Source organism: Pseudomonas sp. H3_C08 (assembly GCF_054669455.1).
Window position 1 is genome coordinate 1590374 of sequence record NZ_CP162803.1, and the last position, 21364, is coordinate 1611737.

Sequence of the window (21364 nt, forward strand, 5' to 3'; positions counted from 1 at the left end):
GCAAATCCTTGTAGGAGTGAGCCTGCTCGCGATAGCGGTGTGTCAGGTGTCGATGTGTTGTCTGACACACCGCTATCGCGAGCAGGCTCACTCCTACAATGGATCTCGGTGCGGTCAGAAAGATTTGCTGACGCTGGCGACGACGGTGGCGGTGCAGACGTCTTTGAAACCCCAATTGCTCAGGCATTGGGTTTGTGAGAGATCGGTGTCGATGTAGCTCAGGCCCAGTACCACGCCGGCGAGGTTATGGGTGAGTTTGACTTCCCACTCGCGATAACTGTCCTCGGCCTGCCCGGACGCCGAGTACAGATGCGGATCCTTGAAGTCCATATTGCCGTAACGCAGCTTCAGTCCCGAGTCGAACGGCAACTCGGTTTCATAACCGATGTAGCTGTACAGCGAACTCTGCTTGCTATCGATCCCCGGCGCATCACTGGAGTAATACGCCGCCAGCTTCACCCCATAAACCCCGAGAATCCCGTAGACCTCGCTCTGGTTGAACTGGCTTTCCTTGGGGTAGGCGTACTTGATGTAGCCCAGATCGAGGCTGATTTCCTCGGTCGCCTGCCACAGCCAGCCGCCGTAGTAATCGACTTCCTGACGGGTTTTCAGGCCTCCGCCGAAATCGACGTTGGAACTCCACGCGCCGAGGTACAGACCGCTGCTGTGCGCGAGGGTGAGACCGGCCTGCACGGCAGGGTCGTTTTGCGTTTGCGAGATGCCACGCGTGCGGTAGTCGCTGGCGAGAGCCAGGTCTACCTCCAGCGCAAAGTCATCGTTCAAGGGGATCGCAAAACTGCTCAAGGGCAGCACGCTCAAGAAACTCAGGGCGAACAGGGGCAAGGCTTTCATGTGAGGTCCCGATGTTGTGATTATTTTTGGGCAGTACGAAAACTGTGTGTGGGAATGCCATATCGGCCACTCTCACAAAACCTGTGGGAGCGAGCTTGCTCGCGAAGGCGGTGGGTCAGTCAGTGAAGATGTTGAATGGACTGGCCTCTTCGCGAGCAAGCTCGCTCCCACAGGGTGGGATGGTTGTTGTTATTGGGTGGCGGTATAGACCTGACGGCCGCCGAACCAGGTCTGCAAAACCTGGGTGTCATGCAGGGCTTTGTTGTCGACGCTGAACACATCGCGGTCGAGCACGATAAAGTCAGCCTGCTTGCCCGGCGTCAGCGAGCCGATCTGCTTCTCCAGGCCAATGGTCCGCGCGGCGTTGACGGTGTAGGCGTAGAACATGGTTTCACGGTCCAGACGCTCATCGGCATTGAGCACACCCAACGGTCCGACACGGGTAATCGCCTGGGCCATGGCGTTGAACGGATTCGGTGTCGACACCGGCCAGTCACTCGCGCCGGCGATTGTCGCGCCCTGTTTCAGCAGCGAATGCGCCGGGTACTGGTAGCGGAAGGCGAGGGCGCTGACGTAGGGCTTGATCATGTCGGTGGTGTAGTCGTCGGCGCTGGCCCACAGCAGTTGCATCGAGGCGATGACATTGAGCGGTTTGAAGCGGGCGAACTCTTGCGGGTTGACCATTTGCAGGTGAGTGATCGAGTGGGTCACGCCGCTCTTACGATCCTTGCGCGCCTGAGCAATGCCGTTCAGCGATTCCCGCACCGCACGGTCGCCGATCGCGTGGATGTGCACCAGCCAGCCGCGCTGGTCGATGGCGCTGACCAGTTCACCGAAATGCTGCGGATCGATCAGCAGTTCGCCCTGTTTGTGCGAATTGCTGTACGGGTCGATCATCGCCGCGCTCTGCGCCGGGAATTCAATCACGCCGTCGGCGAAGATCTTGATCCCGGGCAGGGTCAGGTTGGGAATGCCCTGGAATTGCTGGCGCACCTTGTCCAGCGTATCGAGGTCGGCGGGTAGGCTTTTCGGGTTGGCCACCAACAGCGCCGCGACGTGCACGCTCATGTCGCCGCTTTCCGACAGGGCTTTATAGGCCGGCAGCACGCCGACGGTTTTCTCGGTCGGTTTGAGGGCGAACACCGCTTCACCCGGTGCGGCGTTGGCGGCAGGGTCCATCCACGCGGTGATGCCCAGGCTGTTGTTGTAGCGCACCGCTGATTTGGCGGCGTTCAACATGTCGGCAGGGCTTGGCACTGGCATTTTCGAGGCGACCCGGTCCCAACCGGCGTCGACCACAAAGCCGTTCGGCTCACCGTTGGCCAGTTTGCCGATGGTGTCTTTTTCTGCGTCGGGCAATGTTTTCAGCAGGGCCGCATCAATCCCGGCGCGCTTGAGCATGACGTTGTTGGCCCACGCCGTGTGGTGGTCGCTGCCGATAAACACCACCGGTACGCTGGCCCATTCGCCGTTGTTGAAGGTGTTGCCCAAGGCTTCGGCCTGCGCCCAGTAAACCGAACTCATGCCGGCAATGCTCAGCACATCGCCGTGCCTGGCCTTGCCGTCTGCACGCCAGCCACGCAGGCGTTTTTGCAGTTCGTCGAGGCTGACGACTTCGTCTTCCATGTTCGCCGAGACCATTTCCAGTCCGCCGAAAATCGCGTGGGAATGGCTGTCGATCAGGCCGGGCATCAGCGCTTTGCCTTTGAGATCGATGACTTGGGTGCCGGATTCGATCAGGGCTTTGATCTGCGCGTCGGTGCCGACCTTCAGCACTTTGCCGTTCTCTACGGCGAGGGCTTGCGCCTTGGGTTGTGCGCGGTCGGCAGTGAAAATCTTGCCGTTGAGCAGGATCAGATCAGCAGCGGCCATGGCTTCCATCGAGGCAAAACTTACAGCGGCTACCAACAGACTCGGGATGAATCTTTTCATTGAAGATTTCCTTGTTATTGCGTCTGATGGCGAGATTAGTGGCTGACAGCGGCCGACAGAACGCCTCCCTCACGAAAAACGTTTTTGCCTGAATGGAAAAAGTATGGACAAGCTGGGTGCATTGAAAATGTTCGTGGTCACCGCGCAGCTCGGCAGTTTCAGCCGCGCCGCCGAGCAGTTGGGCAAGACCCCGTCGGCGCTGACCAAAGCGGTCAATCACCTGGAATCTGAGCTGGGTGCGCGCCTGTTTGAGCGCAGTACACGGCGGATCCTGCTTACCGAAATCGGCCGGGTGTACCTGGAAACCGCACGGCTGGTGTTGCAGCGGCTGGACGAGGCCAGCGAGGAAATCGAGCAGTTACAGCACGGCTTGCGCGGCAACCTGAAAATCACCGCGCCGCTGGCGTATGGGCGGGCGTTTCTCGATCAGGTGTGTGACGGCTTTCTGCAGCAATATCCGCAGATCAGTCTGCAAGTGGACCTGTGCGATGCCTTCGTCAACCTGCTGGAAAGTGGTTATGACCTGGCGCTGCGTGAAGGCCACGATGACTTGCCGGGGCTGATCGCGCGGGTGGTGGGTAGCAATCGACTGGCCCTGTGCGGCAGTCCGGAGTACCTGGCGCGCAAGGATTTGCCGGTGACTCCGCAAACCCTTGAGCAGCACGAGTGGCTGCTCTATCAGCACCCGTTGCTCAGCCGCGAATTCTGGTGGGCCGAGCGCGACGGGCAGCGCTTGAGTCTGGCGCAACCGGCGGCGCCGCGGTTGCGCAGCGACAACTACGACTTGCTGCTGGCCAGTGCTTTGGCCGGGCGCGGTTTGCTGCACACGCCGCTGTGGAGCGCCGCACCGTATATTGCCGACGGGCGACTGGTGCGGGTCATGGCTGATTACGACATCGACCCGGATACCTTCGGCCCGCATATTCTCGCGGTGTACCCGAGCCATCGGCGGGCTACGGCGAAGGTGGTGGCGTTCATCGATTACATCTCGGCATTCCTCACCGAACGTGGCCTGAGCTGACAGCCCATTCCTCCGTAGAAGCAGCCTTCGGCAGCTCCTGCAGGGGCGTTATGCCAGGACGGTCAGCCATGCCGAGAGCAGCAGCAACAACGCCAGTGCCGCATTCATGCGCTTGAACGCCCGTGGCGAACCCATCAACCGTGCGCTGCCCACACCCAGCAATGCCCAGAACGTCATGCACGGCAGCGACACCAGCAAAAACGCTAGTGACAACACTAGCAGCCGCAGGGGCTTGTCACCCCCGCCCACAAACACGCTGACCACTGCCACCGCCATCATCCATACCTTGGGATTGACCAGTTGCAGCATGGCAGCGCCCAGCACGCTGAAACTTTCTTCCTGGGCATCCGCCGGGTTCAGTGATGGCGGCGTGCTGCGAAAGATCTGCCACGCCAGCCAGCTCAACCAGAGCACGCCGCCCCAGGCCATGGCTTGCTGCACACGCGGGTAGCGCAGCAACGTTTCGCCGGCACCGAGGCCGACCACCAGCACGATCAGGGCCGCCGCCGCGCAGGCGCCAAAAATGACCGGCAACGTGGCGAGCAGGCCTTGGCGCGAACTGTGGCTCAACACCAGAATATTGGTCGGCCCCGGCGTGATCGAGGCAACAAAAGCAAACAGCAGGAAGGGCAGTAATGACGCCATGATCGGGATTTCCTGAAAATCAACACAGGTCTCCATGATCGCCAGACGGCGTGCGTCAGTCTGGAAGGTTTGAGCAGCGTTTGCGGTAATCCGCCGGCGTCAGTTGATAGGCACGCCGGAACCAGCGACCGAGGTGGCTCTGATCGGCAAAACCGAGCACGCTGGCGACTTGCGCCGGCGTTTCACCGCGCGCCAGCAACTGCCGCGCCTTGGCCAGGCGCAACTGGATCAGGTAGGCGTGCGGCGCCAGACCGAAGGCAGACTTGAACGCCCGGCTGAGACGGAAACGGTCCACCCCGCAGACCCGCGCGAGATCATCGAGACCGATATCTTCATAGGTATGCGCGTGCAGGTAATCCCGCGCCAGTTGCGCCACCAAGGGCAGGCGCGGATCGAAAACCTGGCGCTTGCGCCAGTCGAGATGACGCGTGAGCGAGTTCAGCAGACCGTCGATGGCGGTCTGCCGGACGATGCGCAGATCGCCGTCATGCAAGGCATGGAAAGCGTGATTGATCGCTGTGGCCAGACGCGGATCCTGACTCAGCGTGTCGGCAAAACCGGGCTGGCTGTCGGACGGTGCGTCTTCGAACAGCGCGTGCATTTCACGCTCCAGCCAGTGCGGATCGAGGTAGAGCATCGAATAGGTAAAACCTTCCTCGGTCGGCGCCTGGCCATCGTGGATTTCCCCCGGCTCCAGCAGGAACACATTGCCCGGGGTACTGCGATGACGCACGCGGCGGCAGTTGAACTGCTGCACACCTTGCTCGGTGACGCCGACGAGGAAGCTGTCATGCCAGTGCGGATCGTAGGCATGCCCCTGAAAATGAGCACGAATCGATTCAATCCCGGTGTCGGCATCCTGGGACAGCTCGATCCAGTTGCGTTTATCCACGAAGGCTCCAGTGTTCGCCATTGAAAGGTGCGGCCCCATAAAATACCGCGCAATGCTCATCGAGGTTTAGAAGATTTGTGCAGGTGAAGGGGGCTAGACTCAACAGGTCACGACCCCTTTGGCGACAGGTGAAATGCGATGATTAACCGATGCTCGCGCGGGGTTTTACTCACCTTGATCGTCTTCAGCCTGGCGCTGACGGCAGGCTGCTCAGGCCGCAAACACTATCCGCCTTCCGGCGTCGGGGACGCCTGCTACGCCAAAGCCCTGCCGTCGGTCGGCGAGGGCGGTCTGGCCTGGGGTTCCAGTTTGAACATGGCCCGGCAGAAGTCGATGATCAACTGCATTCGCTATGCCGGACGCTCCGGGGGCACGCCGGATACCTGTCAGGTGGTGTTGGCCAAGTGCCGATAGCTTTCTGTTGACATGGTTGCTTTTGGCAAATATATAGTTGCTTTAAGCAATTAACTGAGCATTTGTCATGTCCAGCAGCCATCTCCTCGAGCAAGCCGACGTCGTGCGCGGTTTCAACCGCTTCTACACCCATCAGATCGGTGTATTGCAGGAGCATCTGCTGCAAAGCGACTACTCGCTGACCGAGTTGCGCATTTTGTATGAACTGGCGTCGCGCGGTGACCTGACCAGCGCTGAACTGCGCCAGATGCTCGGCCTCGATGCCGGCTACATGAGCCGCATCATCAGCGGTTTCGAAAAGCGCGGCTTGATCCAGAAAGTGCCGTCGCCTACGGACGGCCGCGCTGCGCAATTGCACCTCACCAACCTCGGGCGCGAAATTCTGGTCCCGCTGGAAAAGGCTTCCCGCGAACAGATCGTCGCCATGCTCGAGCGATTGCCAGAACCGCAGCAGAAACAACTGATCGGCGCCATGACGCTGATCCAGACACTGCTGCAAGGCAACAAAGACTCAACCTACGTATTACGCGATCCGCAACCCGGCGACATGGGTACGGTGATGCAACAGCAAACCGCACTGTATACCCGCGAATACGGCTGGAATTCGGAGTTCGAGGCGCTGGTGGCCGAGGTGGTCGCCAAGTACCTGCGCGATTACGACCCCACCTGTGAGCGCTGCTGGATTGCCGAAAAGGACGGCAAGGTCATCGGTTCGGTGTTCATCGTCCACCAGGATGAAACGACCGCCAAACTGCGCATGCTCTACGTCGACGCCAGTGCGCGGGGCTTAGGTATTGGCAGTCGTCTGGTCGAGGAGTGCCTGCGCTTTGCCCGGCAGATTGGCTACAAGCACATGACCTTGTGGACGACCAGCAACCTGACGGCCGCACGCAAGATTTATCAGCAGGCCGGGTTTGAGTTGGTGGAGGAAGAAGCGGTTCACAGCTTTGGCAAGGATCTGCTGAGTCAGACGTGGGCGCGGGTGTTGTGATCTGTTTTTCGTCGGCGGGTGCAGTGAAAAGGCAGACGAAAAAAAACCGCCTTTGCGGGGCGGTTCTTTTGTAAACCCTGGTTTGCGACCGAGGTTTGTTGCTTCACTAGCCGAACTGACGTGTGAGGATAGTATGAGCCTTTGCGCCACCTTGCAACGGTAATAGCTTTTTTTGAACGACTTTTTCCAGATCTGTTTATTTTAATAAACAGGCAGAAATAACGGTTTACAAAGGCAATAGAACTCTCTGCATGAAATCTTTTTATTGAGGTTATGATGCAGGCGCTCATATGTTAGTTCGGTAGTGAGGTCTGGCTGGAAAACTTAACAGTTTCATTCCCTTTGACACGGTTTTGCACCCGTGCCGGGATGATGGCTCAGAGGGCTTTCAACCGGCCGCCTCACTAGTCGAACTGACGTTCAGGCTGAAAGCAAGCATGGTCCGGTAAGCTTGCTGGAGGTTTGGCCCCCAGCCCTGGAGGCCAAAACGTATGAAGCTTTTGCTGCGTACGCTGAGCCTTGTATGGAGATTGTTTAAAGCCTTTCGCTTTTACGAGTTCCTGCGAGACCACTTTGATGACCTGAAGTAACGGCCGTTGAGGTGGGAGAAGCCCGTTTCAGTTTCGACTGAAACGGGCTTTTTTTGTCTTTTGAAGCTGTCATAAGTAGGATTTTTCTGTATCGGTTTTTTTGGCGTGTAGGGCATTTCTTCGGCAAGTGTAGGCGTTGGACAAACCACGCCGTAATCCGCAAGAAGTGTTCGATTATCGAATACCCAAACCTTCGTCCAATTGCCCACCGTGACACTCCGGCGTACTGTGAGTGGTGATGCCTGAAACCCCGTGATCCCAAAATAACGACAACAATGAGCAATGCCCCATGGACAGCCATCTGCTGAGCGATCGCAGCAGCGTGTTTCGTCACGCTGACCCTTATGCCGTCTCCGACTACGTCAATCAGCACGTCGGCCAGCACTTCATCGGTCTATCCAGAACCACCCACCCGCAAGCCAGCCTCAACCATCGTAAACTCGCCGATCTCGATCTGGCCCGCATCAGCTATGGCGGCAGTGTACGCGTGACCTCCGTGGCCCTGGAGACCGTTTACCATCTGCAAGTGCTGCTGCAAGGCAATTGCCTGTGGCGCGGGCACAAGCGCGAGCAGCATCTGGTGCCGGGCGAGTTGCTGTTGATCAACCCGGATGATCCGGTCGATCTGACTTACTCGGATGATTGCGAGAAATTCATCCTCAAGGTGCCGGTCAGCGTGCTTGAATCGGTGTGTGACGAGCAGCGCTGGCAGCGTCCGGCAAGCGGTATCCGTTTCCTGCGCAATCACTATCAGCTTGATGAACTGGAAGGCTTCACCAACCTGCTCGCGATGATCTGTCAAGAAGCCGAGGCCAGCGATCCGTTGCTGCGGGTGCAGGAGCATTACGCGCAGATCATCGGCAGCAAACTGATCTCGCTGATGAGCACCAACGTCAGTCGTGAATGCCTGAGTGCACCGAACATCAGCTTCGAACGCATCGTCGATTACATCGACCGCAACCTGAAACTGGATTTGCCGGCTGAACATTTGGCCGCACAGGCGAGCATGAGCCCGCGCTCGCTGTACACCTTGTTTGAACGCCAACTGGGCGTTACGCCGATGCAATACATCCGCCAACGCAAGCTTGCGCGCATCCACGCCTGCCTCAGTGATCCAAGCTGCCCGGTGCGCAACCTCACCGAGCTGGCGCTCGACTACGGCTTCCTGCACCTGGGCCGTTTCTCCGAAAGCTATCGCCAGCAGTTCGGTGAACTGCCGTCGCAGACCTTCAAACGCCGCCACTAACACTCCCCGCTGAAACTTCCCCGAATCACCTGCCGCGCCATCCTGCACAAATCGGATAGCGATCTGCAGGATTCGGCTATTGCCTCCTGCATCGCCTCCCTAATCTGACCTGGCCTGAACAATAACAATGGAGGCCCCGGCCATGTCCCTGGGAATCGACTACCTCAATGCCATGCTTGAAGAAGACAAGGAGAAGGGCGCCTACCGCTGCAAGCGGGAGATGTTCACCGATCCGCGGCTGTTCGAACTGGAGATGGCGCACATCTTCGAAGGCAACTGGATTTACCTCGCCCACGAAAGCCAGCTCCCCAACAACAACGATTTTCTGACCACGACCATGGGGCGTCAGCCGATCTTCATCGCGCGCAACAAGGACGGTGTGCTCAATGCGTTCCTCAATGCCTGCAGCCATCGCGGCGCCATGTTGTGCCGGCACAAGTCCGGCAACCGCTCCAGCTACACCTGCCCGTTCCACGGCTGGACGTTCAACAACAGTGGCAAACTGCTCAAGGTCAAAGACCCGAGCGAAGCCGGTTACCCGCAAGGCTTCAATTGCGAAGGCTCCCATGATCTGACCAAAGTTGCGCGTTTTGAGTCCTATCGCGGCTTTCTGTTCGGCAGCCTCAATGCTGATGTGAAATCCCTCGCTGAGCATCTGGGCGAATCGGCAAAAATCATCGACATGATCGTCGACCAGTCGCCAGAAGGCCTGGAAGTGCTGCGCGGTTCCAGCTCCTACATCTACGAAGGCAATTGGAAACTCACCGCTGAAAATGGTGCCGACGGTTACCACGTCAGCTCGGTGCACTGGAACTACGCCGCCACCCAGAACCAGCGCCAGCAACGCGAAGCGGGTGAAGCGATCAAGACCATGAGCGCCGGCAGTTGGGCGAAAAAGGGCGGCGGTTTTTACTCCTTCGACCACGGCCATCTGCTGCTCTGGACCCGCTGGGCCAACCCCGAAGACCGTCCCGCCTACGAGCGCCGCGACGAACTCGCCCGTGATTTCGGTCAGGCTCGAGCCGACTGGATGATCGAAAACTCGCGCAACCTGTGCCTGTACCCGAACGTGTATCTGATGGATCAGTTCAGTTCGCAGATCCGCATCGCCCGGCCAATCTCGGTCGACAAGACTGAAATCACCATTTACTGCATCGCCCCCAAAGGCGAGAGCGCCGAGGCCCGTGCCAAACGCATTCGTCAGTACGAAGATTTCTTCAATGTCAGCGGCATGGCCACGCCGGATGACCTGGAAGAGTTCCGCTCGTGCCAGACCGGTTACGGCGCCGGGCGTGGCTGGAACGACATGTCCCGGGGCGCGACTCACTGGGTCGAAGGCGCCGACGCAGCAGCCGAAGAAATCGACCTTAAACCACTGCTCTCCGGCATGCGCACCGAAGACGAAGGTCTGTTCGTGCTGCAACACAAGTACTGGCAGGAAACCATGCTCAAAGCCGCGGCCACCGAACCACAACTGATCCCCGTGGAGGCCGTGTGATGAGCAACCTCTACGACAGCGTGCGCGATTTTCTCTACCGCGAAGCGCGCTATCTCGATGACGGCCAGTGGGATCAATGGCTGGAGCTGTACGCCGCCGATGCGACCTTCTGGATGCCGGCCTGGGACGATAACGACACCCTCACCGAAGACCCGCAAAGCGAAATCTCGCTGATCTGGTACGGCAACCGTGGCGGCCTCGAAGACCGCATCTTCCGGATCAAGACCGAGCGCTCCAGCGCGACCATTCCCGACACTCGCACCTCACACAACCTGAGCAACATCGAGATCGTCGAGCACAGCGAAGGGCAATGCCAAGTGCGTTTCAACTGGCACACCTTGAGCTTTCGCTATCAGGTCACCGACAGCTACTTCGGCAGCAGTTTCTACACCCTCGATCTGCGTGGCGAACAGCCGCTGATCAAGGCCAAGAAAGTCGTGCTGAAAAACGATTACGTCCGTCAGGTCATCGACATCTACCACATCTAGTCGACACGGCGAGGTGCACCATGAATTTCCAGATTGCGCTTAATTTCGAAGACGGCGTCACCCGTTTCATCGAGGCCGGCGGCCATGAAACCGTCGCCGACGCGGCGTATCGCCAAGGCATCAACATCCCGCTGGACTGCCGCGATGGCGCCTGCGGCACCTGCAAATGTTTCGCCGAGGCAGGGCGTTACGACATGGGTGACAATTTCATCGAAGACGCCTTGAGCGCCGATGAACTCGCGCAAGGTTATGTGCTGACCTGCCAGATGCGCGCTGAAAGCGATTGTGTGGTGCGAGTGCCGGCCGGCTCGCAGGTGTGCAAGACCGAACAAGCGAATTTCCAGGCATCGATCAGCACTGTTCGGCAATTGTCCGAGAGCACTATCGCGCTGTCGATCAAGGGCGAGGCGCTGAGCAAACTGGCGTTTCTGCCGGGCCAGTACGTCAATCTGCAAGTGCCAGGCAGCGAGCAGACCCGCGCTTATTCCTTCAGCTCATTGCAGAAAAACGGCGAGGTCAGCTTTCTGATTCGTAACGTGCCTGGTGGCTTGATGAGCAGCTTTCTCACCGGGTTGGCCAAGGCCGGCGACAGCATGAATCTGGCCGGGCCGTTGGGCAGTTTCTACCTGCGCGAGATCAAGCGGCCGCTGCTGTTGTTGGCGGGCGGCACCGGCCTGGCACCGTTCACCGCGATGCTGGAAAAGATCGCCGAGCAGGGCTGCGATCATCCCGTGCATTTGATCTACGGCGTGACCAACGATTTCGATCTGGTCGAACTCGATCGTCTCGAAGCCTTCGCCGCCCGCATTCCCGACTTCAGTTTCGGCGCCTGCGTGGCCAACCCGCTGAGTGCGCATCCACTCAAGGGCTACGTCACCCAGCACATTGAACCGCGCCACCTCAATGAAGGCGATGTCGACGTGTACCTGTGTGGCCCGCCGCCGATGGTCGAAGCGGTCAGCCAATACATCCGCGAGCAGGGCATCACCCCGGCGAACTTCTACTACGAAAAGTTCGCTGCTGCGGCTGCCTGAAACCCTTCTTTCGAGGTTGTCATGAACAACAGATTCTCCAACAAGGTCGCGCTGGTCACCGGCGCGGCGCAGGGTATCGGCCGCCGCGTCTGCGAACGCCTGCTGAACGAAGGCGCACAAGTCGTCGCCGTCGATCGCTCTGAACTGGTTCACGAACTGCAAGGCGAGGGCGTTCTCGCGCTGACCGCCGACCTTGAGCAATACACCGATTGCGCGCGGGTCATGGCTGAAGCCATCAACACCTTCGGCCGTCTCGACATTTTGATCAACAACGTCGGCGGCACGATCTGGGCCAAACCGTTCGAGCATTACGAAGTCGAACAGATTGAAGCGGAAGTGCGCCGTTCGCTGTTCCCGACGCTGTGGTGCTGCCACGCAGCGCTGCCGTACATGCTCAAGCAAGGGCGCGGCGCCATCGTCAACGTCTCGTCGATTGCCACCCGCAGCGTCAATCGGGTGCCGTACGGCGCCGCCAAGGGCGGCATCAACGCACTCACAGCATGTCTGGCCTTCGAAAACGCAGAGCGCGGCATTCGCGTCAACGCCACGGCTCCGGGCGGCACCGAAGCGCCGCCCCGGCGCATCCCGCGCAATGCCGCCGAACCGTCAGCGCAGGAGCAGGCCTGGTATCAAGAGATCGTCGCGCAAACCCTCGACAGCAGCCTGATGAAACGTTACGGCAGCCTCGACGAACAGGTCGGCGCGATCCTCTTTCTGGCTTCCGATGACGCCTCGTACATCACCGGCGTGACCCTGCCGGTCGGTGGCGGCGACCTTGGTTGATCACTCTGTAAAGGACACAGACATGCAGCGAATTCTGATTGAAAACCTGACGACGATCATCGTCGACCTGCCGACCATTCGCCCGCACAAACTGGCGATGCACACGATGCAGAAGCAGACTCTGGTGATTCTGCGACTGCGCTGCAGCGATGGCATTGAAGGCATCGGCGAAGCCACCACCATCGGCGGTCTCGCTTACGGTTATGAAAGCCCGGAAAGCATCAAAGCCAATATCGATGCGCATCTGGCGCCGGCGCTGGTGGGTATGGACGCCAACAACATCAACGCGGCGATGCAGCGGCTCGACAAGATCGCCAAGGGCAATACTTTCGCCAAGTCCGGCATCGAAAGTGCACTGCTCGATGCCCAGGGCAAGCGCCTCGGTTTGCCGGTCAGCGAGTTGCTTGGCGGCCGCGTGCGAGACAGCCTTGAAGTGGCCTGGACCCTGGCCAGCGGCGACACCGCCCGCGACATCGCCGAAGCCGAGCAGATGCTCGAAGCACGTCGCCATCGCATCTTCAAATTGAAGATCGGCGCCAACCCGCTGGAGCAGGATCTCAAGCACGTCGTGGCGATCAAAAAAGCCTTGGGCGAGCGCGCCAGTGTGCGGGTTGACGTTAACCAGTATTGGGACGAATCCCAGGCGATTCGCGGCTGCCAGGTGCTCGGTGACAACGGCATCGACCTGATTGAACAACCGATTTCACGGGTCAACCGTTCCGGGCAGATTCGCCTGAATCAGCGCAGTCCGGCGCCGATCATGGCCGACGAATCGATCGAAAGCGTCGAGGATGCTTTCAGCCTCGCCGCCGACGGCGCCGCCAGTGTGTTCGCCCTGAAAATCGCCAAGAACGGTGGTCCGCGTGCCGTGCTCAGAACCGCGCAGATCGCCGAAGCCGCCGGCATTGCGCTGTATGGCGGCACCATGCTCGAAGGCTCCATCGGCACGCTGGCTTCGGCGCACGCCTTCCTCACGCTCAAGCAACTGACCTGGGACACCGAACTGTTCGGCCCGTTGTTGCTGACCGAAGACATCGTCACCGAAACGCCGCAGTACCGCGATTTCCACTTGCACGTCCCACGAACTCCAGGCCTGGGCCTGACGCTGGACGAAGAGCGTCTGGCGCGTTTTCGTCGCCACTGAATCAGGAGAGTCACCATGCTGTTCCACGTAAAAATGACCGTGAAATTGCCCATCGATATGGACCCGTCTCTGGCCAATCGGCTCAAGGCTGACGAGAAGGAACTGGCCCAGCGGCTGCAACGCGAAGGCATATGGCGACACCTGTGGCGCATCGCTGGGCATTACGCCAATTACAGCGTGTTCGATGTGCCGAGCGTCGAGGCGCTGCACGACACGTTGATGCTTTTGCCGTTGTTCCCCTACATGGACATCGAGGTCGACGGCCTGTGCCGGCATCCGTCGTCGATCCACAGCGACGACCGCTGACCCAATCCGGTCCCTGTAGGAGTGAGCCTGCTCGCGATAGCGGTGTGTCATTCAGCATCGATGGCAACTGGCAGACCGCTATCGCGAGCAGGCTCACTCCTACAAGGGACGGTGATGGAGCTCAAGAACTGCGCCAACAAAACAACAAGATGAGGTAAACCACCATGACCGTGAAAATTGCCCACACCGCCGAGTTGCAAGCCTTCTTCAAAGAAGCCGCCGGTTTCGCCAACGACGAGGGTAACTCCCGGCTGAAAACCATCGTTCTGCGGATCTTGCAGGACAGCGCGAAAATCATCGAAGACCTCGAAATCAGCGAGGACGAGTTCTGGAAAGCGGTCGACTATCTCAACCGTCTGGGCGCTCGTTCGGAGGCGGGATTACTGGTCGCCGGCCTTGGCATCGAGCACTTCCTCGACCTGTTGCAGGACGCCAAGGATGCACAGATCGGCTTGACCGGCGGCACACCACGCACCATCGAAGGCCCGCTGTACGTGGCCGGCGCGCCGCTGTGTGAAGGCGAGTGCCGCATGGATGACGGCAGCGAAGAGGGCGTCGCCACCGTCATGCACCTTGAAGGCCAGGTGTTCGATCTGCATGGCCAGCCGTTGTCCGGCGCCACCGTTGACCTGTGGCACGCCAACACCAAGGGCACCTATTCGTTTTTCGACCCGAGCCAGTCTGAGTACAACCTGCGTCGACGCATCATCACCGACGCCGAAGGCCGCTACCGCGCTCGCAGCATCGTGCCGTCCGGCTACGGCTGCGACCCGCAAGGGCCGACCCAGGAATGCCTGAACCAACTCGGCCGCCATGGCCAGCGTCCGGCCCATGTGCATTTCTTTATCAGCGCGCCGGGGCATCGGCACCTGACCACGCAGATCAATCTGTCGGGTGATCAATACCTGTGGGATGACTTCGCCTACGCGACCCGTGAAGGCTTGGTCGGGGAGGTGGTGTTCCGTGCGGACGCGGTGTCGGGGCGTTATGCCGAGCTGAAGTTCGACTTCCAACTGCAACCGGCGCCGGACGCCAGTGCCGAACAACGCAGCCAACGGCCGCGTGCGTTGCAAGACGCTTGATACCGAGTCGTCAGTGCCCCTCACCCTAGCCCTCTCCCAGAGGGAGAGGGGACTGATCGGGGTGATCTTGAGTGCTACGTCGACCTGAACGTTTTGTACCGAATCCAACCTGGTCGTTCAGGTCGATGCATAACGCTAAACAACTCGGTCGGCTCCCTCCGGGAGAGGGTTGGGAGGGTACTGACCGAGTCGATATTTAGTGCTACGCCGACCTGAACAGTTTGTGCCGAATCCATAATCGACTCGGTCGTTCAGGTCGATGTATCGCGATATACACCTCGGTCGGCTCCCTCTCCCTCCGGGAGAGGGCTGGGGTGAGGGGAAATCAGGCCTAAGGTAATGCGAAAAAGATATTGGCTACGTATTTTTAAGATCGTTTAGTTTTGTCGCAACGACGAATCAAAACGCATCAAACCGATAGACCCCCGATTGCCATGACGGCACATGCTGAATCGATCACAGGTTCTTCAGGTTTGATTCACACGGGAGTGAATCATGCCGCATACCCTCGACATCACCGCATTACCGACGCTGGACCTGTCGCTGTTCGAAGGCACGACGCAACAGCGCTACGAATTTCTTGAAAACCTGCGCGATGCCGCCCGTGACGTCGGGTTCTTCTACCTGACCGGGCATGGCATCGACAGCGCTTTGCTCAAGCAGGTACAGGCCTACGCCCGCCAGTTTTTCGCTTTGCCCGACAGCGAGAAAAACGCCGTCGGCATGATCAATTCACCGCACTTTCGCGGTTACAACCGTGCCGCCTCGGAGATCACCCGTGGCCAGCCCGATCTGCGTGAACAGTTCGATCTGGGCGCCGAGCGCGAGGTGTTGCCATTGACGGCGGACAGCCCGTCCTGGGCGCGGCTGCAAGGCCCCAACCAATGGCCGGCGGCACTGCCGGAACTGAAACCTTTGCTGCTGGAATGGCAAGAGGCGATGACGCGGATGTCGTTGCGCCTGCTGCGAGCGTTCGCTCAGGCACTCTCGCTGCGCGCCGATGCGTTTGATCAGCTCTACGGCGACAAACCCAACGAACACATCAAATTGATGCGTTATCCCGGTCAATCCAGCGAGTCAAGCCACCAAGGTGTCGGCGCACACAAGGACTCCGGGTTCCTCAGCTTCCTCCTGCAAGACCAACAGGCCGGTCTGCAAGTCGAAATCGAAGAGGGCCGCTGGATCGATGCGTTGCCACGCGAGAACACCCTGGTGGTGAACATCGGCGAATTGCTCGAACTGGCCAGCAACGGTTATCTGCGGGCCACGGTACATCGCGTGGTTTCGCCACCGGCGGGTAGCGAACGCCTGTCTGTCGCGTTCTTCCTTGGCGCGCAACTGGATGCCGTGGTGCCGCTGTATCCGCTGCCCACCGCACTGTTGCGCGAGGCGCGCGGGCCGGCGAGTGATCCGCTCAATCCGCTGTTTCGCGATGTCGGCTGGAACTACCTCAAGGGTCGTTTGCGCTCGCATCCGGATGTCGCGCAGCGCTTCTACGCCGATGCACTGCTGCCGCCACCGCCCGTTCGTAAATCCGCATGACTCAACCACCGCTCAAGGACTCCGCACATGATCAAGAAAGCAGGTTTGACCCTGGCCGTGCTCGGCGCACTGGTGACGTCGTTTGGTGCGCAGGCGCTGGAGCCGTTGCGCGTCGCCGCCGATCCGGTGCCCCACGCGCAGATTCTGACGTACATCCAGAAAATCGATCCGCAGCTAAATCTTAAAGTCATCGAGATCCCCAACGGGGTGAACTCCAATGAGCTGTTGGTACACGGTGATGTCGACGCCAATTACTTCCAGCACCTGCCGTACCTGAAATCCCAGGAAAAGGCCCTCGGCGAAAAACTCGCGGTGGCCGCCACGGTGCATATCGAGCCCTTGGGCATCTACTCGCACCGGCACAAAAGCTTCGCCGACGTGCCGGTAAAAGGCACCGTCGCCGTGCCCAACAACGTCACCAACCTGAGCCGCGCGCTGTACCTGTTGCAGGACAACGGTCTGATCAAGCTCAAACCCGGCTTCAACGATCCGGCGACCGATCAGGCGACGCCCAAGGACATCGCCGAAAACCCGAAACAACTGAAGATTCTCGAGATCGAATCGCCGCAGATTCCGCGCTCGCTGGACGACGTCGATCTGGCCGTGATCAACGGCAACTACGCGCTCGACGCAGGCCTGGTGCCGGCCAAGGATGCCTTGGGTCTGGAGAAAGCCGAGCACAACCCCTACGCCAACATTCTGGTGACCACACCCAAGCTCGAACACGACCCGCGTATCGCGCAACTGGCCAAGGACCTGACATCGCCCGAGGTCGCCAAATACATCACCGACAACTTCGCCGGCTCGGTGATTCCGGTGGCGGGCGGCAAGCCATGATCGCCGTCGAGCAGTTGAGCAAGACTTATCCTTCGGCCGCGCAACCGGCACTCGATCAGGTCTCGCTGAGCATTCCCGACGGTGCGGTCTACGGGATTCTCGGGCGCAGCGGCGCGGGTAAGTCGACGTTGCTGCGCTGCCTCAATCTGCTCGAACGACCGGACAGTGGGCGCATTCTGCTCGATGGCATCGACCTGACGACGCTGCCGGTCAGCGAACTGCGCCAGCAGCGTCAGCGCATCGGCATGATCTTCCAAGGCTTCAACCTGCTGCATTCGCGCACGGTGTTCGACAACATCGCGGTGCCGCTGGAGATCGCCAAAGTCGGCAAGCCGTGGCGCCATGTGCGGGTTCGCGAACTGCTCGAGCTGGTTGGCTTGAGTGACAAGGCGCAGGCCTTTCCCTCGCAGTTGTCCGGCGGGCAGAAACAGCGCGTCGGCATTGCCCGCGCTTTGGCCGCTGAGCCGGCGTATTTGCTCTCGGACGAGGCCACCAGTGCGCTCGACCCGGAAACCACCGAATCGATCCTGCAATTGCTGCGCGATATCAATCGGCAACTGGGCGTGACCATCGTGTTGATCACCCACGAACTGGACGTGGTCAAGTCGATCTGCGATCACGCCGCGTTCATGGCCAATGGACGTCTGGTCGAGGCCGGGCCGGTGCCACGGCTGCTGGCCGATGCGCAATCGCAACTGGGCGCTTCGCTGCGACCGACCTGCGGTTTGCCGCTGGGCCACGCTGAGCCGGGCCTGAGTTTTCTAAAACAATACGGCGTACGAGCGGCGCACTCATGAACCGCACGGTCAATTGGGATGAAATCCTGCAACTGGTGTTCAACGCCACCGGTGAAACCCTGTACATGGTCCTGCTCGCGGGGCTGTTCACGCTGCTGATCGGTTTGCCGCTGGGCGTGTTGCTGTTCATCAGTCGTCGCGACGGACTGCTGCCGATGCCACGCTTGAATGCCGTGCTGGGTGGCGTGGTCAACCTCGGCCGTTCACTGCCATTCGTGGTGATGCTGATCGCCCTGATCCCGCTGACGCGGCTGGTGGTCGGCACAACGCTGGGCAGCACCGCCGCTGTGGTGCCGATCACCATCGGCGCGTTTCCGTTTTTCGCACGCATCGTCGAAAACGCTCTGGACGAAGTCGACAAGGGGCGCATCGAAGCGATCCTCGCCATGGGCGGCGACATCTGTCATGTGATCTTCAAGGTGTTGCTACCCGAAGCGCTGCCGGCGTTGTTGGCCGGGATCACCTTGACGCTGGTGATGCTGATCGGTTTTTCCTCGATGGCCGGCGTGATCGGCGGTGGCGGGCTCGGTGATCTGGCGATCCGTTACGGCTATCAGCGGTTCAATAATGAAGTGATGGTTGCCACGGTGGTGGTGTTGGTGATCCTCGTCCAAGGCGTGCAAAGCCTGGGTGATCGATTAGTTCGTTCGCTGGCGCATCGCCGCTAAGGAATTGTATGAGTGTGCCGGTCGTCGTCGTCCGCGAACCGCTGATTCGTGTACGTGAGCTAAGCAAAATATTTGGCGCGAGCCGGGCGCTGGACGCGGTCAGCCTGGACATCTATCCCGCCGAAGTGGTGGCGCTGCTCGGCGCCAATGGTGCGGGTAAGTCGACTCTGGTGAAGATCCTCGCGGGCAGCCAGACTGCCGACGCTGGCGAGATCTGGCTGGAGGGCGCGCCACGCCATTTCAGTTCGCCGCTGTCGGCGCGACGCTTCGGTATTGTCGCGGTGCACCAACAGATCAACGAGGGCATCGCACCGGGTCTGAGCGTCGCGGAAAACCTCCTGCTCGATGAACTGTGCAAGCCGGACGCGGACTTCTGGCTCAATCGCCAACGCCTGCTGGAACGCGCTGCGAGCATCGCCGCCGGGCTGGGATTGACCTTGCCCCTGGAGCAGCCGATTGAGCATCTCGGTCAGGCCGAACGGCAATTGGTGGTGCTCGCTCGAGCCTTGGCGTTGCAGCCGCGCCTGTTGATTCTGGATGAGCCGACCGCCGCGCTCTCCGATGCCGAGGCGCAGCGGCTGTTTGGATTGATCGACACCTTGCGCACTCGCGGTGTGGCGATTCTGTACATCTCCCATCGACTCTCCGACCTGCAACGCGTGGCGGATCGCGCCATCGTTCTGCGTGATGGCCAGTTCGCGGGCGAGTTCACGGCGCGGCAATTGCCGGAAGCGGTGAGCGCCATGCTCGGGCAGGCGCTGGCCGAGCATGTTTATCAGCCAAGCGTGGCCGGGCGCGAGGTGTTGAAAATCAGCGCCATGCAAATCCTGCCGCGCTCCGCCGCGTTCGATCTGAGCCTGCACGAGAATGAAGTGGTGGTGCTCACCGGGCTGTTGGGTGCCGGTAAAAGCGAAATCGCCGAGGTGCTGTTCGGTCTGCGTAAAGCGTCCTCGGGCCGCTTGCAACTGGATGGCGCGGACTGGCGTGCGGACTCGCCACGCCAGTCCATTCAAAGCGGGGTGTTCTTCGCGGCCGAAGATCGCGCCAGTCAATCGCTGGTGCCGGATTTCTCTTTGCGTCGCACCCTGACTTTGCCGTTTCTCGAGCGCTTCACCCGCGGCGGTTTTATCCGCAACCGCGCCGAAGCAGCAGCGGTCGAGGCACAAGTGGCGGCGCTGGGGATCAAGACTGTCGGTATCGATGTGCCGATGACTGCGCTATCGGGCGGCAATCAGCAGAAAGTCGTGCTCGGCCGCTGGCTGCTCGGCGAAGGGCGGGTATTGATCCTTGATGAACCCTTTCAAGGCGTTGACGTGCGCGCCCGCCGCGACATCGGCCAACTGCTGCGCGACAGCGCCGAGGGGCGCGCGACTTTAGTGATTTGCGCCGACGTCGATGAAGCCCTGGAAATTGCCGACCGCATTCTGCTGGTGCGCGATCACGCCGTGGTCGCCGTGTACCCGCGTGCCGGCCTCAATCGTGCTGATCTGGTCGCTGCACTGGCCGGCAGCGACGCCACCGAACATTCCCCTCAAGCCACGCCAAGGAGCAGAGCGAGTGCCTGATTCAAGTTCACTGTTATCGACCGAGTCGGCACGCGCCGAACGTCTGCTGCACGTATTGATCCGCTACGGCCTGCTGTGGCTGCTGGCGCTGATCGTGGTGTTTTTCAGTGTGTCCGAGCCGGCATTCCTGCGCGTCGGCAACCTGTTCAGCATCCTGCAATCGGTGTCGATTGTCGCGCTGCTGGCGTTGGGCGTGACGCTGACCATGTCCGTGGGCGGCCTCGATCTGTCGATTGGCGCGGTGGCGGCGATGAGCCTGATGATCGCCAGTTACGTGATGGTCGTGCTCGGCTTGGGCGCGGTGCCGGCGGTGTTGATCAGTCTGGCCGGTGGGGCGCTGGTCGGCCTGCTCAACGGCTGGCTGATCGTCAAACTGCGGGTGCCGGACATTCTCGCGACGCTGGGCAGCATGTTTCTGGTAATCGGCGTGCAATTGATTCCCACCGGCGGACGCTCGATTGCGGTAGGCATGACGCTGCCCAGCGGTGAGGAAACCGAAGGTACCTTCAGTGCTGCGTTTCTGGCGCTGGGGCGTGGGCGGTTGTGGGAGGTGGTGCCGATTCCGGTGTTGATCACGGCGGTGGTCGCGATCGCAGTGTGGCTGTTTCTCGAGCGCACGCGCATTGGTCGTTTGTTCTATGCCATCGGCGGCAACGAGCAAGCCGCACGACTGGCCGGTGCACCGGTGCAGCGCTTCAAGTTATTGGCTTACGTGCTCTCGGCGTCGCTCGCATCGCTGGGTGGATTGTTGCTCGCGGCGCGCTTGGGCCGTGGTGACGTCAGTTCCGGTAACGGTCTGGTGCTGGATGCCCTCGGCGCGGCGCTGATCGGGTTTGCCGTACTCGGCGCGAAGAAGCCCAACGCCTTTGGCACCCTGGTCGGCGCGCTGCTGGTGGCGGCGTTGCTCAACGGTCTGACCATGCTCAACGCGCCGTATTACGCGCAGGATTTCGTCAAGGGACTGGTGCTGGTGCTGGCCCTGATGTTCACGTTCGGCCTCGCGCATCGGGCGCGTTGAGCCGCTTTATGCAAGGAAG

Annotated in this window: 21 protein-coding genes; 17 read left to right on the forward strand and 4 right to left on the reverse strand. The window is 60.2% G+C overall.

What is annotated here, in order from left to right; genetic code table 11:
* Positions 1-114 precede the first annotated feature (114 nt).
* Both AB4N74_RS07335 and AB4N74_RS07340 read right to left on the reverse strand, forming a co-directional pair.
* Complete coding sequence (locus AB4N74_RS07335) at positions 115-852, reverse strand: TorF family putative porin (protein ID WP_093433507.1); 738 nt, start codon at positions 850-852, stop codon at positions 115-117.
* 189 nt (positions 853-1041) lie between these two features.
* Positions 1042-2784: an amidohydrolase gene (locus AB4N74_RS07340; RefSeq protein ID WP_460099043.1), complete on the reverse strand. Its 1743-nt coding sequence runs from the start codon at positions 2782-2784 to the stop codon at positions 1042-1044.
* A 103-nt stretch (positions 2785-2887) separates the two neighbouring features.
* On the opposite strand from AB4N74_RS07340, the gene AB4N74_RS07345 reads away from it, so the two are divergent.
* Complete coding sequence (locus tag AB4N74_RS07345; protein WP_093433501.1) at positions 2888-3805, forward strand: LysR family transcriptional regulator; 918 nt, start codon at positions 2888-2890, stop codon at positions 3803-3805.
* A 48-nt stretch (positions 3806-3853) separates the two neighbouring features.
* On the opposite strand, the gene AB4N74_RS07350 is transcribed toward AB4N74_RS07345, so the two are convergent.
* Together AB4N74_RS07350 and AB4N74_RS07355 are read right to left on the reverse strand one after the other, a co-directional pair.
* A complete protein-coding gene (locus tag AB4N74_RS07350) occupies positions 3854-4450 on the reverse strand; it encodes a LysE family translocator (protein ID WP_257358357.1) in 597 nt (198 codons plus the stop codon).
* A 55-nt stretch (positions 4451-4505) separates the two neighbouring features.
* Positions 4506-5342 (reverse strand): AraC family transcriptional regulator, encoded by an 837-nt coding sequence (locus AB4N74_RS07355; RefSeq protein ID WP_116255677.1) that lies wholly within the window; start codon positions 5340-5342, stop codon positions 4506-4508.
* Between the two features lie 138 nt (positions 5343-5480).
* Between AB4N74_RS07355 and AB4N74_RS07360 the strand changes: the two genes are divergently transcribed.
* The 16 genes from AB4N74_RS07360 to AB4N74_RS07435 all read left to right on the forward strand — a co-directional run bounded on the left by AB4N74_RS07360 (position 5481) and on the right by AB4N74_RS07435 (position 21345).
* Positions 5481-5756 carry a hypothetical protein gene (locus AB4N74_RS07360; RefSeq protein ID WP_460099048.1) on the forward strand — a complete coding sequence of 92 codons (276 nt, stop codon included), beginning with the start codon at positions 5481-5483 and terminating at the stop codon, positions 5754-5756.
* 67 nt (positions 5757-5823) lie between these two features.
* Positions 5824-6747 carry a bifunctional helix-turn-helix transcriptional regulator/GNAT family N-acetyltransferase gene (locus tag AB4N74_RS07365; protein ID WP_460099051.1) on the forward strand — a complete coding sequence of 308 codons (924 nt, stop codon included), beginning with the start codon at positions 5824-5826 and terminating at the stop codon, positions 6745-6747.
* Between the two features lie 879 nt (positions 6748-7626).
* Complete coding sequence (locus tag AB4N74_RS07370; RefSeq protein WP_257358362.1) at positions 7627-8583, forward strand: AraC family transcriptional regulator; 957 nt, start codon at positions 7627-7629, stop codon at positions 8581-8583.
* A gap of 142 nt (positions 8584-8725) precedes the next feature.
* Entirely contained in the window at positions 8726-10081 is a 1356-nt protein-coding gene (benA, locus tag AB4N74_RS07375) for a benzoate 1,2-dioxygenase large subunit (RefSeq protein WP_460099055.1), read from the forward strand.
* Positions 10081-10569, forward strand: a complete 489-nt coding sequence (benB, locus tag AB4N74_RS07380; RefSeq protein ID WP_093433479.1) for a benzoate 1,2-dioxygenase small subunit — start codon at positions 10081-10083, stop codon at positions 10567-10569. The genes benA and benB overlap by 1 nt, the downstream gene beginning before the upstream one ends.
* A gap of 20 nt (positions 10570-10589) precedes the next feature.
* Complete coding sequence (gene benC / locus AB4N74_RS07385) at positions 10590-11603, forward strand: benzoate 1,2-dioxygenase electron transfer component BenC (protein WP_460099058.1); 1014 nt, start codon at positions 10590-10592, stop codon at positions 11601-11603.
* Positions 11604-11624: 21 nt separating this feature from the next.
* Positions 11625-12386, forward strand: coding sequence for a 1,6-dihydroxycyclohexa-2,4-diene-1-carboxylate dehydrogenase (locus AB4N74_RS07390; RefSeq protein ID WP_093433473.1), 762 nt, complete (start codon positions 11625-11627; stop codon positions 12384-12386).
* A 22-nt stretch (positions 12387-12408) separates the two neighbouring features.
* Positions 12409-13530 (forward strand): muconate cycloisomerase family protein, encoded by a 1122-nt coding sequence (locus tag AB4N74_RS07395; RefSeq protein WP_093433469.1) that lies wholly within the window; start codon positions 12409-12411, stop codon positions 13528-13530.
* A gap of 15 nt (positions 13531-13545) precedes the next feature.
* On the forward strand, positions 13546-13836 hold the full coding sequence (gene catC, locus AB4N74_RS07400) for a muconolactone Delta-isomerase (RefSeq protein ID WP_257358368.1): 291 nt from the start codon (positions 13546-13548) through the stop codon (positions 13834-13836).
* 164 nt (positions 13837-14000) lie between these two features.
* Positions 14001-14918, forward strand: a complete 918-nt coding sequence (catA, locus tag AB4N74_RS07405) for a catechol 1,2-dioxygenase (RefSeq protein WP_460099063.1) — start codon at positions 14001-14003, stop codon at positions 14916-14918.
* Positions 14919-15413: 495 nt separating this feature from the next.
* Positions 15414-16460, forward strand: a complete 1047-nt coding sequence (locus AB4N74_RS07410; RefSeq protein WP_093433460.1) for an isopenicillin N synthase family dioxygenase — start codon at positions 15414-15416, stop codon at positions 16458-16460.
* Positions 16461-16487: 27 nt separating this feature from the next.
* Positions 16488-17297, forward strand: a complete 810-nt coding sequence (locus AB4N74_RS07415) for a MetQ/NlpA family ABC transporter substrate-binding protein (RefSeq protein ID WP_093433458.1) — start codon at positions 16488-16490, stop codon at positions 17295-17297.
* Entirely contained in the window at positions 17294-18094 is an 801-nt protein-coding gene (locus AB4N74_RS07420) for a methionine ABC transporter ATP-binding protein (protein WP_093433455.1), read from the forward strand. Before AB4N74_RS07415 ends, AB4N74_RS07420 begins: the two co-directional genes overlap by 4 nt.
* Positions 18091-18762 carry a methionine ABC transporter permease gene (locus tag AB4N74_RS07425; protein WP_093433452.1) on the forward strand — a complete coding sequence of 224 codons (672 nt, stop codon included), beginning with the start codon at positions 18091-18093 and terminating at the stop codon, positions 18760-18762. Before AB4N74_RS07420 ends, AB4N74_RS07425 begins: the two co-directional genes overlap by 4 nt.
* A gap of 8 nt (positions 18763-18770) precedes the next feature.
* Positions 18771-20327, forward strand: coding sequence for a sugar ABC transporter ATP-binding protein (locus AB4N74_RS07430; RefSeq protein WP_460099068.1), 1557 nt, complete (start codon positions 18771-18773; stop codon positions 20325-20327).
* Positions 20320-21345 carry an ABC transporter permease gene (locus tag AB4N74_RS07435; protein WP_460099070.1) on the forward strand — a complete coding sequence of 342 codons (1026 nt, stop codon included), beginning with the start codon at positions 20320-20322 and terminating at the stop codon, positions 21343-21345. Before AB4N74_RS07430 ends, AB4N74_RS07435 begins: the two co-directional genes overlap by 8 nt.
* The last annotated feature ends 19 nt before the right edge of the window (positions 21346-21364 follow it).